Annotated in this window: 12 protein-coding genes; 8 read left to right on the top strand and 4 right to left on the bottom strand. The window is 73.7% G+C overall.

Annotated features, from left to right (window positions below; genetic code table 11):
* Positions 1-25 precede the first annotated feature (25 nt).
* From ACWPOB_RS06970 to ACWPOB_RS06960, 3 genes are all read left to right on the top strand, one after another.
* Complete coding sequence (locus ACWPOB_RS06970) at positions 26-421, top strand: nitroreductase family deazaflavin-dependent oxidoreductase (protein ID WP_455400329.1); 396 nt, start codon at positions 26-28, stop codon at positions 419-421.
* 350 nt (positions 422-771) lie between these two features.
* The gene (locus tag ACWPOB_RS06965) at positions 772-894 is read left to right on the top strand and encodes a hypothetical protein (RefSeq protein WP_455400328.1); all 123 of its coding nucleotides are present in this window, start codon (positions 772-774) and stop codon (positions 892-894) included.
* 88 nt (positions 895-982) lie between these two features.
* The gene (locus ACWPOB_RS06960; RefSeq protein ID WP_455400327.1) at positions 983-2,206 is read left to right on the top strand and encodes an EAL domain-containing protein; all 1,224 of its coding nucleotides are present in this window, start codon (positions 983-985) and stop codon (positions 2,204-2,206) included.
* On the opposite strand, the gene ACWPOB_RS06955 is transcribed toward ACWPOB_RS06960, so the two are convergent.
* The gene (locus ACWPOB_RS06955) at positions 2,193-3,884 is read right to left on the bottom strand and encodes an FAD-binding oxidoreductase (RefSeq protein ID WP_455400326.1); all 1,692 of its coding nucleotides are present in this window, start codon (positions 3,882-3,884) and stop codon (positions 2,193-2,195) included. The genes ACWPOB_RS06960 and ACWPOB_RS06955 overlap by 14 nt on opposite strands.
* A 25-nt stretch (positions 3,885-3,909) precedes the next feature.
* On the bottom strand, positions 3,910-5,565 hold the full coding sequence (locus tag ACWPOB_RS06950) for an alkaline phosphatase D family protein (RefSeq protein ID WP_455400325.1): 1,656 nt from the start codon (positions 5,563-5,565) through the stop codon (positions 3,910-3,912).
* Positions 5,566-5,787: 222 nt separating this feature from the next.
* Between ACWPOB_RS06950 and ACWPOB_RS06945 the strand changes: the two genes are divergently transcribed.
* Positions 5,788-5,988: a hypothetical protein gene (locus tag ACWPOB_RS06945; protein WP_260502470.1), complete on the top strand. Its 201-nt coding sequence runs from the start codon at positions 5,788-5,790 to the stop codon at positions 5,986-5,988.
* 63 nt (positions 5,989-6,051) lie between these two features.
* Here ACWPOB_RS06945 and ACWPOB_RS06940 read toward each other — a convergent pair whose 3' ends face one another.
* Both ACWPOB_RS06940 and ACWPOB_RS06935 read right to left on the bottom strand, forming a co-directional pair.
* The gene (locus ACWPOB_RS06940) at positions 6,052-6,534 is read right to left on the bottom strand and encodes an SRPBCC family protein (RefSeq protein WP_100058137.1); all 483 of its coding nucleotides are present in this window, start codon (positions 6,532-6,534) and stop codon (positions 6,052-6,054) included.
* On the bottom strand, positions 6,531-6,863 hold the full coding sequence (locus ACWPOB_RS06935; protein WP_043799194.1) for an ArsR/SmtB family transcription factor: 333 nt from the start codon (positions 6,861-6,863) through the stop codon (positions 6,531-6,533). Before ACWPOB_RS06935 ends, ACWPOB_RS06940 begins: the two co-directional genes overlap by 4 nt.
* 66 nt (positions 6,864-6,929) lie before the next feature.
* On the opposite strand from ACWPOB_RS06935, the gene ACWPOB_RS06930 reads away from it, so the two are divergent.
* The 4 genes from ACWPOB_RS06930 (at position 6,930) to recD (ending at position 16,011) form a co-directional block, all read left to right on the top strand.
* Entirely contained in the window at positions 6,930-7,427 is a 498-nt protein-coding gene (locus ACWPOB_RS06930) for a DUF2505 domain-containing protein (RefSeq protein ID WP_455400324.1), read from the top strand.
* Between the two features lie 114 nt (positions 7,428-7,541).
* Entirely contained in the window at positions 7,542-10,838 is a 3,297-nt protein-coding gene (gene recC, locus ACWPOB_RS06925; RefSeq protein WP_455400323.1) for an exodeoxyribonuclease V subunit gamma, read from the top strand.
* Entirely contained in the window at positions 10,835-14,131 is a 3,297-nt protein-coding gene (locus ACWPOB_RS06920; protein ID WP_455400322.1) for a UvrD-helicase domain-containing protein, read from the top strand. The genes recC and ACWPOB_RS06920 overlap by 4 nt, the downstream gene beginning before the upstream one ends.
* On the top strand, positions 14,128-16,011 hold the full coding sequence (gene recD / locus ACWPOB_RS06915; protein WP_455400321.1) for an exodeoxyribonuclease V subunit alpha: 1,884 nt from the start codon (positions 14,128-14,130) through the stop codon (positions 16,009-16,011). Before ACWPOB_RS06920 ends, recD begins: the two co-directional genes overlap by 4 nt.
* The last annotated feature ends 3 nt before the right edge of the window (positions 16,012-16,014 follow it).

The raw sequence follows: 16,014 nt of genomic DNA, 5'->3' as shown, positions 1-16,014 counted from the left end.
GGCTCATCGCCTGGAGAACGCACTGATGAGCGCGCTGGTCCGGGCCGGCGTCGTCCCGCACTCGTACCTGCTGACCACCCGGGGCCGTCGCACCGGCCGGAAGCGCGCCAACCCGGTCACGGTCGTCGAGCATGCGGGCCGGCGTTGGCTGGTAGCGCCCTACGGTGTGGTGCCCTGGGTGCTCAACGCGCGCGCTTCCGGCCGCATCGGCCTGACCCGCAGGTTCCGCACCCGTCACTACACGATCCGGGAGGTGTCGGCGCGGGAGGCCGGACCCGTCCTGCAGAAGTACGTGGCCATCGCGTCCGCGACCCGGGACTACTTCCAGGCCGACAAGAACGCCTCTACGGAGGAATTCGAGGCCGAGGCCGGTCGCCACCCGGTGTTCGAACTCGCCCCGTGCGGTACGTCCGAGGGCTGAACCGAACCTCTCCGGCACCGAACCTCTCCGGAACCGCGGAACCCCGGAGCGGCGGCCGGATCCGAAGGCAGATCCTTCCGCTCACCCGGGGCTGTTATTCATTCGTGACTGTTTGTTGCCGTTCGGTGATGTCGGCAGGGGTGGGAATGTCACCGTAGCGGGGCATGCTCGAGCACGTCAGGCTCAGGAGCATCAGCAGCAACGGTCGGGCGACGACCGTGCGGTGCGCACGAGGTTGGGACGTGACCATGGCGACCAGACCGGCATCCCCCGCTGTGTCCTCCGAGCGAACCGCGTCCTCCGAGCGGGCTGCCCCGCTCGTCGAGAGCCCCGGGGTCGGGTGGATTCTGTTGACGCTCTTCGGCCTCGGTGGGGGACTGGTGGCGGCGTCGATCGCCGGGTCGTTCCTGATCGGGATCTCGGTGGTGCTGCTCGTCGGCGGGCTGGCCGCGGTGCTCGTCGCCGCCGTGTGATCTCCGGTCCCGGCTGGGGAAGGTCGGGACCGGACCCATCGCCCGCACCGGCCTTTGCGCAGCGGGTCGCGCGTGCGACGCTGGGGTCATGGTGTTCGTCCTCTCCGACCCCACCCGGCACGCGGCTCCCGAGGCCGCGGGCCTGCAGGTGACGCCGTCCTACGCGCCAGTGCGCCGGCTGGACTCGGGCGCGCTCGCGGCGGTGGAGGTCCAGTTGCGCGGCCCCGCGGACGGGCCGCTCGCCACCGCGGAGGCCCTGCGGGCCGCGGCGCGGACCATGAGCGAGAAGCGGCACCTCGACCGGCTCAAGTGGTCGGTCGCGCAGTCGCGGCCGGTCCGGAACGTACCCGCGCTGGTGGCAATGGACCTCGAGTCGGTCGAGAGCCTCGACGCTCCCGATTCGGAGGGATTGCGGCGCGACGTCGTGGTGATCACCGAGGAGTCCCTGACGGCCAACCCGTCGCGGACGCTGCGCGCGGTGGCCGACGCCCGCCGCGGCGGCAAGGTCGTCGCGGTCGACGAGGTCGGGTCGCGTCCGCAGTCCCTGGCCCTGTTGCCGCTCGTCGAACCGGACGTGATCATCCTCGCGGCGCGGCTGCTGGCCCATCGTGCGGACACGGACACCGCCCGCACCGCGCACGCCGTGGCCGCCCAGGTCGAACGGACGGGCGCGCTCGTGATCGCGGACGGCGTCGACTCGGAACTGTGCCGGCGACGGGCGCTGGGGCTCGGGGCCACGTACGGGCTCGGCGCGCTGTACCCCGCCGTCGACACCCCGGAACAGCTCGACGAGGAGGGGATCGACCCCTTCCCGCCCGCACCCGTCCGCAGCGTCCGCCCGGAGGAGGCCCGCACCCCGTTCGCGATCGCCTCGGTGGGGCGCCGGCCCGTGCGCAGCCTCAAGCGCCTCCTGGTCGCGATGAGCACGAACCTCGAGAAACAGGCCGGCGCCGCGGGCCCGGAGACCATCGTGCTCGGCACCTTCCAGTACGCCCGGCACTTCGGGGAGCGCACCCGCGCCCGGTGGCGGTACATGGCGGACCGGATCGCGTACGCCGGGGTGTACGGCGTGGGCCTCGGGCACTACGCGGAGGCGGGCATCCACCACGCGCCGCTCGACCCGGACGACCCGCTGGTCGAGGAGTGGAACGTCGTCGTCCTCGGCCCGCACTTCGCGTGCGTGCTGTCGGCCGTGGACCTGCATCGCGGCACCGCCGACCTCGACCGCGAATTCGACTACGTCGTCTCGTACGACCGCGACACCGTGGTGCGCTGCGCCCGCTCGATCATGGACCGGTTCACGACGACGTAGGGCCGTCCGGCGCGGGTGCCACCGGGCCGATCAGGACCCCCGGGTTCAGGATGCCCGCCGGGTCGAGAGCCGACTTGGCCGCCCGCAGGACCGCCGCGAACGGCTCGGGGCGTTGACGGTCGTACCAGGGCCGGTGATCCCGGCCGATCGCGTGGTGATGGGTGATCGTGCCGCCCGCGGCGAGGATCGCCTCCGACACGGCGGCCTTGATGTCGTCCCACTGGGCCACCGTGCTGCCCCACCGGCCCGCGGCGTAGATGCCGAAGTAGGGGGCGGGGCCGTCCGGGTACACGTGGCTGAACCGGCACGCGATCACCCCCGTCGCGCCCGCCCGGCGCAGCGCGTCGTTCGCGGCGTCGTGCACCGCCGCCCGCAGAGAATCGAATGTGTCCCACGTGCAGGCGGTTTCGAAGGTCTCGACGATCATCGACCGCGCGGCGAGGGCGTCGCGCAGGTACGGCATGCGCAGGAACGACGACCGCCACCTGCCCGCGGCGTCCGTGTCCCTCTCGTCGCCGGCCGAGCCGGTGCGCCGCGGCGCCTCCGGCGCGGTGCGCCTCGGCGCCTCCGGCGCGGTGCGCCGCGGCGCCTCCGGCAGGGTGCCGCCGTGCCCGCGGCACAGTTCGACGGCGCGGTCCATCCAGGCGTCCACGGGATGATCGGCCGACTCGAAGGCGAGCAGGAGGACACCGCCCGCCGACGGCGTGGCCGCGTTGACGAACGCCTCGACGGGGTCCAGCAACCGGCAGTTGGCGGGCCGGAGACCGGACTGGGCGACGGCGCGGGTCGCCGCCACCGCCGCTCCGTAGTCGGCGAAGTGCACCGACGCGTCCGCCCGCCACCGGGGGCGCGGATGCAGCCGCATCCAGGCCTCGGTGACGACACCGAGGACCCCCTCCGATCCGAGGAACAGGCGATCCGGCGACGGCCCCGCTCCCGAGCCGGGCAGGCGACGCGACTCGCACGTGCCCGCCGGGGTGACGACCCGCATCGACTCCACCAGATCGTCGATGTGGGTGTATCCGGTCGCGAAGTGACCTCCCGAACGCGTGGCCAGCCAGCCTCCCAGCGTGGAGAACTCGAACGACTGCGGGAAGTGGCGCAGGGTCAGACCGGACGGGCGCAGTTCGTCTTCGAGCGCGGGACCCAGGGTGCCCGCGCCGATGCGGGCCGCCCGGCTCGTGCGGTCGATCTCCCGAACTCCTTCGAGGGCACCGAGATCCATGCTCACCACACCGGAGAAGCCGCCGTCGAGCCGCGGCTCGACACCGCCGACGACGGAGGTGCCGCCGCCAAACGGAATCACGGCCACGTGCGCCCGGGCGCACCAGTCCAGGACGTCCACGATCTCGGCCTCGACGGTCGGCCGCACGACGAGGTCGGGCGGATGGCGCAGGTCGCCGAGCAGGTTCCGGACCACATCCCGGAACGCGCGCCCGTGGGTGTGGGCGGCCCGGTCCGCCGGGTCGGAGGAACACAGCGCCGCAAGGGAATCCGGCGGGGCGATCCGCGCGGGCGGCAGTCCGAGCGACTGCACGTCGGGCGGCGGGTGGTCCGTCAGGTCGGCGCCGGGCAGCAGGGCCGAGGCACGATCGACCAGGTCCCGCAGCTCGGCGCCGCGCACCGCGTCCTCGACAGTGCCCCAGCCCCACCAGGAACGCGTGCCGGATCCCGTCACCGGACCCGCCTCGCGGTCCGCAGGTTCACCAGGCCGCGTCCGGCGTCGACAGCACGAGGTCGGCGGTGGTGGTGAAGCCGACGGGTCCGTGCGGGACCCGGCCGGCCCGTTCCAGCCCCAGATGCGCGGCACGGCCGGCCAGGCGCAGCGTCGCGATCTGATTGCCGAAGAACGGTCCCGTCGCCTTGGTCCACTCGATCGGCACCGGCGGCACCTCCGACACGCGCCCGAGCACGAAGCGCACGCTCCGTTCCATCGCCCGGCTCCAGGAGATGCGGAACACCGCCCGGACCGCGGCGGGCACGTAGTTGTGCAGCGGCGAGCAGGTCAGCTGATACACCCGGGTCGACATCGGATCCGGGAACAACGCCTGCGCGACGTAGGCGTGGTGCACGTCGCCCGAGAGCACGCAGATCGTCGCGGGGGGACGGCCGGACGGGCCGGTGCAACGGCCCCGGCCGATGTCGGCGAAGAGCCGGGCGAGCCGGTCGAACGAGTCGCGGAACGCCGCCCAGTGCTCGAGATCCGCGCCGCGACGGACGATCTCCGCCCAGCGGGCGACCCGATTCCCGCGTACCCCGGCGGCGAGCCGCTCGTCCCAGGACTCGAGGTCGTGCAGTGCCCGCGGCAGCAGCCACGGCAGCGACGTCCCGACGAGCAGGTGGTCGTAGTCGCCCTGGGTCTGCCGCTCGATCCAGGAGAACTCCGGGTCCGAGACCATCTCCCGCCGGCCGCCGGCCAGGACCCGCCCGCACCGCGAGTCGATCACGAGCAGCCGCACCCTTCCGAAGTCGCGCCGGTAGGACCACTGGGCGCCCTTCGCGCCGTCGGCCTCCTCGTCCGCGGCCGACGCGAACTCGCGCAGCAGCGGCTCGGCGTCCCCGTCGGCCTTCCGGACGCGCTGGTACAGCGCGTTCTCCGCCAGCTGGACGGGGTCGAGGTTGCCGAGGTGCTGGTACACCCAGTACGACGCCAGCCCACCGACGATGCGTTCCTCCCACCAGGAGGTGGCCTCGACCTCGTCGCGCCAGGACTGCGAGGTGTTCCAGTCGTCGTGCACGTCGTGGTCGTCGAAGATCATCGACGTGGGGACGGTGGACAGCAGCCACCGCACGTGCGGATCGGACCACGACTCGGCGTAGAGCCAGGTGTACTCCTCGTAGTTGCGGACCTGCGGGCCCGGAGGCTCGTCGAGGTCGTGGCGTTCGCTGACTCGCTCGAGTGTCTGTTCGGACAGTTCGTCGGCGTAGACCTGGTCGCCGAGGAGCAGCAGCGCGTCGGGCCACCGGTCCGGTGTCCGGGTCATCATGCGCTGCGCGTATGCGTCGAGGGCGTCGGCGCCGAGCTTGTCGTCGTTCTCGGTGGCGGACGTGGTGGCGAACCGGCACGAACCGAAGGCCAGTTCGAGTGGCCCGCCGTCGCTGAGGGTGCGGACGACGGACGCGGGGAAGTCTGGGTGCGGCCAGACCGGATCGCCGTCGAGGCGGACCTCGTACGGAGTGGTCGAGCCGGGCTCGAGGTCCTCGATCACCACCAGTGCGTAGTGGTGGCCGGCCACGGTCCAGGTGTGCTCCCGGTGGCCGAGAATCTCGACGGTGCACGGCTCCGACGTCTCCACCCACACGGTGGCGTCGCTGCGACCGACGTGCCGAAGGACCGGGCCCAGGATCAGCTCTGCCATGGCGCCACCTACCTCGGGGTTCGGATCGGCGATACAGCCATGCGCACGAGCCTACTGGTCCGCGGGGTCTCCGCGGCCCGGCTCGGCCGATTCGTCGCCGGGGGTGGTGCCGGGCGCCGATGCGGAGGATCGTGAGGGGTGCCGGGCGACCGGCGGCCAGGTGTGCACCGCGAGGGGATCGGAGCGAAACCGTTGAGTACCGAGCACAGGCCCGAGGATCCGCTGGAGAACATCGACGAGGACACGAAGCGCCGCGCGAAGGAACAAGCGGAGGAGATGCAGCGCCGGTACGAGCCGGGGGCTCGGCCGACGGTGACGCTGCCCGGGACCGGGGGGACGGTGTCGGGCACGGCGTTCGCCGACCTCGTCGACACGGGGTCCGACGAGGTCGACGAGGAGGGCGACACCGCCTCCGGACGCTGAGCCCCGCACCGCGGGGAGGCGCTGAGCCCCGCACCGCGGGGAGGCGCTGAGCCCGGACGGCGGTCACATCCGGGCGAGCAGCGCGTCCAGCGCGTCGTAGCTCTGGCCGAGACCCTCGGCCATGCCGGAGTTCAGCATGCCGTCACGTTCCTCGGGCGTGTGGAACTGCGAGACGGTGACCACGCGGGTGCGGCCGTCGCCGAGGTCCTCGAATGTCGCGGTGTCGATGGCGACGTATGCCGGCATCCCGTCCCACTCGAAGGACTGCACGATGCGGTCCTTGGGCGTGATCTCCCGGAATCGCCCTTCGAATCCGTGGGTTTCGCCGTCGCTGTGCTCGACGAACCGCCAGTGTCCACCCCGTTCGAACTCGTAGCGTTCGACGTCGAGCCGGTTGCCCCGGCCCCACCACTGGGCGAGCAGTTCGGGCTCGGTGTAGGCGGCCCACACGCGGTCGCGGTCGGCGGCGAAGACGCGCTCGACCCGGATCTCGCGCTCGCTGGGCGTCGTAACGGCAAGCGAAGCAGAGGGATTCGTGGTGGTCATGACGTTCCTTTCGTTCGGTCGAGGAACTCCGCAAGGCGGTCCATGCGGCCCTCGATCATCTGCTGGTGGTTGCGGATCCAGTCCGCTTCCCGCTCGAGCGGGTTGGTGCCGAGCCGGCAGTAGCGCACCCGGCCCTTCTTCTCGGTGACGACGAGACCTGCCTCCTCGAGTAGCCGGACGTGTTTGGTGATCCCGGTCGGCGTCATCCGGTACCGGGCGGCCAGGTCGCTGATCGAGGCCGGTCCGGCACGCAGGTCCTGGAGGATCCCGCGCCGGGTGGGGTCCGACAACGCCGCGAACGTGGCATCGAGACTCGAATACTGAACCATTAGGTTCAGTTTTGCATCGGGGCGGAGCCCTGTCAACGGTCCGGGCGGGCCGATACTGTGCAGCTCATGCCGAAGTCCTTCGCCTTCACCACCGAGCTGGACCACCACGTCCGGGACGTGCACGCGGCCCTGATCGACGAGCGCTACTGGCTCGACCGGGTGGCGGACCGGGCGAGCGCTACCGCGGTGGTCGAGGAACCGCACGGTCCGGGCACCGTGCGCGTGACCGTCACGGACCGGTCCGAACCGTCGGAGCTGCCGTCGATCGTGCGCGGGATGCTGCGCGGACCGCTGGTCATCGAGCGCACGGACGAGTGGGGTCCGCTGGTAGGCGAGGCCGCCGAGGGGCGGCTGTCCGGAGGCGCCACCGGCCTGCCCGTCGCCCTCCAGGGACGCTCGCGGCTGCGGGTGAGCGAGACCGGCGGCACGTTCATCGACGTACAGGGGCAGGTCGTCGTCCGGGTCCCGGTCCTCGGGGGCCGGATCGAGTCGATGGTGCACGGAATGGTCCTGCAGATCGTCGAGAACGATCGGATCGCGATCGCGGCGTGGCTGTCGCGCTGACCTGCCCCGACCGCCCGCGCCGCGCCTGCTGCGCCGCCGCGGCGGCGAGCCCTGTCGCCGCGGTGTGATAAGCCGGTGGAGGACCGGAACACACCTAGCGACGAGGGGACCTGCGTGCTGACGCTGCACCGCGCCGAGCGCGCCGACACCCTGGCGGCCGCCCTCGCCGACCTGCTCGCCGTGCCCCTCGCCGACCCGTTCGCCCGCGAGCTCGTCGCCGTCCCCGCCAAGGGGGTCGAGCGGTGGCTGACCCAGCGGCTGTCGACGGTGCTCGGGGGTACCTGTGGCGACGGCGTCGCCGCCAACATCGACCATCCGTCGCCGGCACGGTTGGTGGACGAGGCACTGGCCGCCGCCACCGGCCGGGCGGCGGAGGACGACCCGTGGCATCCCGACCGGATGCTGTGGACGTTGCTCGACGTCGTCGACGACTGCCTCGACGAACCGTGGTGCACCGTTCTCGCCCGGCACCTCGGCCGCGACGGCGTCGATCACCGCACCGGCCGTCGCTACGCCACCGCCGCCCACCTGGCCGGCCTGTTCCGCAGCTACTCCACGCAGCGCCCGGAGATGCTCGTCGACTGGGCCGCCGGACGCGACACGGACGGCACCGGCCACGACCTCGCCGACCACCTCGGGTGGCAGGCACGGCTGTGGCGGCGGCTGCGCGAGCGCATCGGCGACGACAGTCCCGCCGAGCGGCTCACCGCCGCCTGCGCGCGGTTGCGCGCCGAGCCCGCGCTCGTGGACTGGCCGTCGCGGCTGTCGCTGTTCGGACCCACCCGGCTCACCGTCGCCCAGTGCGCCGTGCTGTCCGCGATCGCCGCGAACCGCGACGTGCACCTGTGGATTCCGCACCCCAGCCCGGCCATGTGGGAGGGGCAGGCGGCCGCGGCGCCGGTGCGCCGGCGCGCCGCCGACCGCAGCGCCCTCGCGGTGCAGCACCCCCTCCTGGCGAGCCTGGCCCGCGACGTGCGCGAACTGCGCGCGCACCTGGCCGGCCCCGAAGTCGCCGACGTGCACCACGCCGGCCGGCCCGGCCCCGACACCCTCCTCGGCCGGCTGCAGGACGACCTCCGCGCCGACCGGCCCCCGGCCCGCTCCGCGGTCGCCGACGGCACGATCCGCATCCACGCCTGTCACGGGCCGGCCCGGCAGGTCGAGGTGCTGCGCGAGTGCCTGCTGCACCTCTTCGCGGACGATCCGGGTCTCGAACCGCGCGACGTGGTCGTCATGTGCCCGGACGTGGAGACCTACGCGCCGCTCGTGCAGGCCGCCTTCGGCCAGGGCGCCCTCGCCCAGCGCGACGCTTCCGGACACCCCGGGCACCGGTTGCGGGTGCGTCTGGCCGATCGGGGCCTGCGCCGCACCAACCCGGTGCTGGCGGTCGTGTCGACGCTCGTGGACCTCGCCGACGCGCGGGTGACCGCCAGCGAGGTCCTCGACCTCGCCGCCGCCGCGCCGGTGCGCCGGCGGTTCGGTCTCGTCGACGACGACCTCGAACGGCTGCAGGAGTGGACCGCCGCCGCCGGCGCCCGATGGGGCATCGGCAAGGGGCAGCGAAACGCCTTCGGGCTCGGGGACTTCCCGCAGAACACGTTCGGTACGGCACTGGACCGGATCCTGCTCGGTGCGGCCGCCGACGAGTCGCAGAGCGAGTGGCTCGGGCTCACCCTCCCGCTCGACGACGTCGAGAGCAACGACATCGACCTGACCGGACGGTTCGCCGAATACATCGACCGGCTGACGGTGGCGTTGCACGGCCTGCGCGGCCCGCAACCGGCCGCGCAGTGGGCCGCCGCCCTCGCCCGCGCACTGGACCTGCTGACCGATGTCGAGCCCGCCGACGCCTGGCAGCTCGCCCAGGCGCACCGCGAACTCGCGGCCGCCGTCGAGCACGCCGGGCCGGCGCCGCTGCGGCTCGCCGACGTGCGAGCCATGCTGGCGGCCCGGCTCGCGGGGCGGCCGACGCGCGCGAACTTCCGCACCGGTGAACTGACCGTGTGCACGATGGTGCCGATGCGGTCGGTGCCGCACCGGGTCGTGGTCCTGCTCGGCCTCGACGACGAGGTCTTCCCCCGCACCGCGCACATCGACGGTGACGACGTGCTGGCATTGAACCCCTGTCTGGGAGAACGTGATCCGCGCAGCGAGGACCGGCAGTTGCTGCTCGACGCCGTCATGTCGGCGGGGGAGAAGCTGCTGCTGTTCTACACCGGTGCGGACCCGGTCACCGGCGCCCGCCGGCCCCCGGCGATCCCGCTCAGCGAGCTGCGCGACGTGGTCGAGACGATGGTCGGCCCCGAGGGCATGGCCGAGGTCGTCACCCGGCATCCGCTGCAGCCGTTCGATCCGCGCAACTTCCGGCCCGGCCGCCCGCTGAGCTTCGACCGGGCCGCGCTCGCCGGGGCGCGCGCCGCGCAGCATCCGGCGAGGCACCGGCCCGGGCTGCTGCACCGGCCGCTCGCGCCCGTCCCGCGCACCGACGTCGACCTCGCCGACCTCGTCGCGTTCGTCACCCACCCCACCCAGGCGTTCCTGCGGCAGCGGCTCGGGGTGCGGGTGCCCGACCGGGACGAGGACATCGCGGACGCCCTCGACGTCGGCCTCGACCCGCTCGCCCGGTGGGACCTCGGCGACCGCATGCTCGAGGCGCTGCTCGCCGGCGCGGACCCCGCGGACTTCCGGGCCGCCGAATGGCGGCGCGGGACACTGCCGCCGTACCGGCTCGGTGAGCTCGCGCTCGACGACGTCGCCGGCACCGTGGACGCCCTGGTGGCGGTGTGCCGGCCGATCTACACGGGACCGGCCGACACCGTCGACGTGAATGTCGACCTCGGCGACGGCCGGCGGCTGACCGGCACGGTCGGCGGGGTCCACGGCACCGTCGTCGCCCGCAGCACCTTCTCCCGGCTGGCGCCGAAGCACCGTCTCACCGCCTGGGTGCACCTGCTCGCCGTCGCCGCGTCGGACCGGCCGGGGCAGTGGCAGGCAATCAGCACCGGCCGCGGCCGGTTCCGCAGCACCCCGGCCTGGCGGTCCACGATCAACGCCCCCGCCGACGCGCTCGAGCAGCTCACCCGGCTCGTGGACCTGCGCGACCGCGGGCTGCACGAGCCGCTGCCGACGGCCACCGCCGCCGCCGCGGAGTACGCCGAGCGGCGACACCGCGGCGACTCCGTCGAGATGGGCGTCGACGCCGCCGCCCAGGAGTTCGGCTCCACCTACGGCGAACGCACCGACCGGCACATCACCTACCTGTACGGCTCCGGCGTGACGCTGCGGGACCTCACCGCCGTCGCCGCCCGCGACGACGAGCAGGCGTGGCACGGCGAGCCCACCCGGTTCGGTGCCCTCGCGCGACGACTGTGGGAGCCGTTGCTGTCCAACGAGATCCAGGGGCGTCCGTGACCCGAACCGTGTCGAAGTTCGACCTGCTCGGGTCGCTCCCGACGGGCACCACCGTGCTCGAGGCCAGCGCGGGAACCGGCAAGACCTACGCCATCGTCGGCCTGGCCACCCGGTTCGTCGCCGAGGGGGCGGCGGAGCTGTCGCAGCTGCTGCTGGTGACGTTCAGCCGCGCCGCGACGCAGGAACTGCGCGAACGCACCCGGGACCGGTTCGCCGGCGTCGCGCGGGCGCTGGCCGACCCGGAGGCCGCCCGGCACCACCCCGACGAGCTGATCCGGCACCTCGCCGGCGGCGACGTGGCCACGCACCGGCGCCGGCTGCTGCGGGCCCTGTCCGACTTCGACGCCGCCACCATCGCCACCACGCACGGGTTCTGCCAGCGCATGCTCGACGAGCTCGGTACCGCCGGCGAGCGGGACACCGACGCGGTGCTCGTCGAGGACGTCGACGACCTGACCATCGAGGTCATCGCGGACCTGTACCTGCGCCGGTACGGGCGGGCGGACAGGGCACCGATCTCGCACGCCGAGGCCGCGGAGGCCGCGCGCGCCGCGGTCTTCGACCCCCAGGCCGCCCTCGCCCCCGAGGACGCCGACGGCACGCCCGCCGGGGAACGCGTCGAGTTCGCCCGGGCCGTGCGGGCCGAGGTCGACCGGCGCAAGCGCCTCGCGGGCCTGCGGGACTACGACGACCAGCTCGCGCTGCTGCACGCGGTGCTGACCGACCCGGAGCACGGCGAGGCCGCGTGCCGCCGCATCGGCTCCCGCTTCCGCGTCGTGCTCGTCGACGAGTTCCAGGACACCGACCCGCTGCAGTGGGAGATCCTGCGCAGCGCATTCCACCGCCGCACGACCCTCGTCCTCGTCGGCGACCCGAAGCAGGCCATCTACGCGTTCCGCGGCGCCGAGGTGCTGAGCTACCTCGGCGCGATGGAGTTCGCCGACGGCCACCAGGAACTCGTCTGCAACTGGCGCAGCGACGGGAACCTGCTCGCCGCCCTCGACCACCTGTACGGCGGTGCGGCCCTGGGTGATCCGCGGATCGTCGCGCACCGGGTGGAGGCGGCGCAGCCGGCGTCCCGGATCGCCGGGGCAGCGCCGCTGCGGCTGCGGCACCTGCCGCGTACCGGGGCCGGCCCGTGCGGCGCCTCCGGTTTCCCGAAGGCCCAGGCGCTGCAGGAACGGGTGGCACGCGACGTCGCGGCCGACGTCGCGGCCCTGCTCGGTGGCGACGTCACCGTCGACCTCGGGGCCGGCCGCCGCTCCGTCGAACCCGGCGACGTCGCGGTCCTGGTGCGCACCAATGCGCAGGTCGCCCTCGTCCACGGGGCGCTCACCGGTGCCGGGATCCCGGCCGTGCTGGCCGGCGGGACGAGTGTCTTCGCGACCCCGGCCGCGCGGGAGTGGCTGCGGGTGCTGCAGGCACTCGAACAGCCGCACCGCCCCGACCGGGTGCGGTTGGCCGCTCTGACCTCGCTGATGGGCCGCACCGCCGAGGACGTCGATACCCGGGGCGACGAACTCGTCGCCGCGATCGGCACCCTGCTGCGCGAACTGGACGTCGTGTTCGAGCGGTCCGGGTTCGCCGCGCTCTTCGAGCGCCTCGCCGCGTTCTGCGACCTCGAACCGCGCCTGCTGGGATGGCCGGGCGGCGAGCGGGAACTGACCGATCTGCGGCACCTCGCGCAACTGCTCGACGAGACCGCGTCGGCCGAGGCGCTGGGTGTCACGGCGCTGACCCGCTGGCTGACGGAACGGATCGCCGAGGCGGGCACGGCCCGCGCCGACCGCAGCCGCCGCCTCGACAGCGACGCCGCCGCGGTGCAGGTGCTCACCGTCCACGCCAGCAAGGGCCTCGAATTCCCCGTCGTGTACGTGCCGTTCGCGTGGGAGTCGGGTGTGCGGTCGAAACCCGACCGGCTCCTGCTCCACGACGACGACGGCCGCCGCATCCTCGACGTCGGCGGCGAGGGCAGCGCCGGCTACGGCGAGCGCCGCCGGCGCCACGACGAGGAGGTGGCCGGCGAGGAACTGCGCCTGCTCTACGTCGCGCTGACCCGCGCCCGCTGTCACCTGGTGCTGTGGTGGGCTCCGGGGTACAGCACCTCCGGTGCCCCGCTGCACCGCATGCTCTTCGGCCGCGTGCCGGGCACGTCCGAGATCGCCCACAAGGCGCGCGTGCCCGAGGATCCGATCGTGGCGCAGCAGCTGACCGGGTGGGCCGGCCGGGCCGCCGGCACGGTGTCCGTCGAGGCCGTCGGATCGGCGCCGATCCCCGCCGTCACGTGGGTGTGGCCGCACGAGACCGTCGTGGAGCTCGAGGCCGCCCGCTTCGACCGCGAGCTCGACGACGCCTGGCGGCGCACCTCGTACACCGCCCTCACCGCCGCCGCCCACGACGGGCCCGGCGCGGGCGGCGAGGCCGAACAGCCCGCGAAGACCGACGAACCGGAGGAACCCCCGCTGCTGCCGGCCGAAGCGGAGGACGACGGCATCGTGTCCCCGATGAACCCCCTGCCGGGCGGGGCCGTGTTCGGCACCCTCGTGCACGCGGTGCTCGAGGTCGTCGACACCGCGGCCGCCGATCTCGGGGCGGAACTGCTGCGCTGTTGCCGCGACACCGTCGCCGAACAGCTCTCCGACGTCGACCCCGAGGAGCTGGCCGTGGCCCTGCTGCCGGTCCTGCGCACCCCGCTCGCCGGGGCCGCGGGCACGCTCGCCGACATCGCTCCCGCCGACCGGCTCGCCGAACTCGACTTCGAGCTGCCCCTCGCCGGTGGTGACGACCCCGTCGCCACCACCGTCACCCTCGACGGTGTCGCCCGGCTGCTGCGTGCCCACCTGCCCGCCGGCGACCCGTTCGCGTCCTACGCCGAACTCGTGGGCACCCTCGAGCCGACCCCGCTGCGCGGCTACCTCACCGGCAGCATCGATTCGGTGCTGCGGATCCACGGCACCGAGCCGCGATTCGTGATCGTCGACTACAAGACGAACCGGCTCGGGCCGGAGGAGCTCACCACCGCCCACTACACCCGGGACCGGATGGCCGAGGAGATGCTGCGCGCCCACTACCCGATGCAGGCGCTGCTGTACGCCGTTGCCCTGCACCGGTATCTGCGGTGGCGGCTGCCCGGGTACGACCCGGCCGTGCACCTCGGCGGCGTGCAGTACCTGTTCGTGCGCGGCATGGTCGGCCCGGACACCCCCGCGGGCTGTGGCGTGTTCGACTGGGTGCCGCCGCCCGCCCTCGTCGCCGAACTGTCCGATCTGCTGGCAGGCAAGGAGGTCCCGTGACGAACGCCCAGGTGGCCCAGCGCGGGAAGGGGGCCCTGCGGGCCTTCAACGAGGCCGGGGTGCTCGCGGCCGCCGACGTGCACGTCGCGTTGCGGCTGGCCCAGCTGTCCGGGGAGACCGCCGAGGACGTGCACCTCGCGACCGCGCTGGTCGTGCGTGCCGTGCGCGCCGGTTCGGTGTGCCTGGACCTGACCCGGTTGCGGGAGGTCACCGTCGACGAGGCCGCCGAGGTGGATCTCGCGGCGCTGCCGTGGCCGGACGACGACGCCGTCGTCGCCGGGTTGCGCCGCAGTCCGCTCGTCGTCGGCGGCGACCGCGGTCCGCTGCGTCCGCTGCGCCTGGTGGACACCGCCGACGGTCCGCTGCTGTACCTCGACCGCTACTTCCGTCAGGAGGAGACGGTCCGGCAGATCCTCGACGCCCGCGGGCTCGGTCATCCCGTCGTCGACGAGCAGACGCTCGAGCGGGGGCTGCGGGAGTTGTTCCGGGACCAGCACGACCCCGGCCGCCCGTCCGTCGCACCGGATCGGCAGCGCATCGCCGCGGCGCTGGCCGCCACCGGGTGGACCACGGTCATCGCCGGCGGGCCGGGCACCGGCAAGACCCACACCGTCGCCCGGATCCTGGCGCTCCTGACCACGCTGCACGGCCCCGCCCTGCGCATCGGATTGGCCGCGCCCACCGGCAAGGCCGCGGCCCGGCTGCAGGAATCCGTCCGCGAGCAGGCCGAGCCGCTGGGCCTGCGCGCCGACCTGTCCGCGATGACCCTGCACCGCATGCTCGGCTGGCAGCGCGGCCGCACCCGGTATCGCTACCACGCCGGCAACCATCTGCCCTACGACGTCGTGGTCGTCGACGAGACGTCGATGGTGTCGCTGACCATGATGTGCCGGCTGCTCGAGGCCGTCCGCCCCGGCACCCGCCTGATCCTGGTGGGCGACCCGGACCAGCTGACCTCCGTCGACGCCGGCGCCGTCCTGGCCGACCTCGTCGCCCGTCCCGTCACCGCCGCGGGAAACCCCGTCCTCGGCCGCGTCGTCGGACCCGACCTCGACGCCGGCGACGACCCCGCCGAGGCGGCGCTCTCGCCGGGGGAACGGAACCGGCTGCGCGGCGGCGTGATCCGGCTCAGCCGCGGCCGGCGGTTCGGTGGCGACATCGCACACCTGGCCGTCGCCGTGCGGGAGGGCGACGCCGACGCGGTGATGCGGATTCTCGGGGGCGGTGGCACCGAGGTGTCCTTCCACGCGCCGAACGACCTGGAGGCCCTGCGGCACGACGTCGTCACCACCGCCGCGACCGTCACCGCCGCCGCCGTCGCGGGCGACGCCGTGACCGCGCTCGAGCAGTTCGAGACGCACCGCCTGCTGTGCGCGCACCGCGAGGGGCCGTACGGGGTGCAGTGGTGGGCGCGGCGGGCGATGGAGTGGATCGCCACCGACACCGGCCGGCGGCTCGACGCCGAGCGCTGGTACCCGGGTCAGCCGCTGCTCGTCACCGCCAACGACCACGAGACCCGCATCTACAACGGCGACACCGGCGTCGTGGTCGTCGCCGCCGACGGCGAACCCGTTGCGGCGTTCGCGCGCGGCAAGGAGCCGTTCCGGCTCCACCCGAGCCAGCTGTCGGCCGTGCAGACCGTGTACGCGATGACGATCCACCGCAGCCAGGGCAGCCAGTACGGCACGGTCTCGGTGATCCTGCCCCCACCCGAATCCTCTTTGTTGACCCGCGAATTGCTGTACACCGCGATCACCCGTGCGCGCGGTCACGTGCGCCTGATCGGCACCGAGGAAGCCGTCCGCGCCGGGGTCGAGCGGCGGGTGCTGCGAGCCAGCGGCCTGCGCCGGCAGCTGCCGGGCCCTCGAGCCGTCCGGTGATAC

This window comes from Rhodococcus sp. 2H158 (assembly GCF_053764755.1).
The sequence above is the reverse complement of the archived record's forward strand: the minus strand, read 5'-3'. Positions and strand labels throughout refer to the sequence as shown.